Origin of the sequence: Streptomyces sp. NRRL WC-3549 (genome assembly GCF_000721935.1) — a bacterium.
Classification (GTDB): Bacteria; Actinomycetota; Actinomycetes; order Streptomycetales; family Streptomycetaceae; genus Streptomyces.
Genome location: NZ_KL585433.1, coordinates 1 through 268, shown reverse-complemented (window position 1 = coordinate 268; position 268 = coordinate 1). Strand labels below are relative to the sequence as shown.

Genomic DNA, 268 nt, shown 5'->3' with positions numbered 1-268 from the left:
GCTGCCGCAGACGTTGCACGTGGACCAGCCGACGCCTCAGGTGGACTGGTCAGCCGGAAACGTACGGTTGCTGACGGAGCCGGTGGCGTGGCCGGAGACGGGTGAGCGGCGGCGGGCGGGTGTGTCGTCGTTCGGCGTGAGTGGCACGAACGCACATGTGATTCTCGAGCAGGCGCCGCACACGGAGGCGGTTGCTGCCTCGGCCCCCGCCTCTGTGCCGGTCGTGCCGTGGGTGGTGTCGGCGAAGTCCGAGGCCGGACTCTCGGCG

At 70.9% G+C, this 268-nt stretch carries 1 protein-coding gene; it reads left to right on the top strand.

Annotated elements, in window-relative coordinates; translation table 11 throughout:
• Positions 1 to 268, top strand: a 268-nt coding sequence (locus IH13_RS43015) for a ketoacyl-synthetase C-terminal extension domain-containing protein (RefSeq protein WP_158791422.1), incomplete at both ends; no start/stop codon positions are given.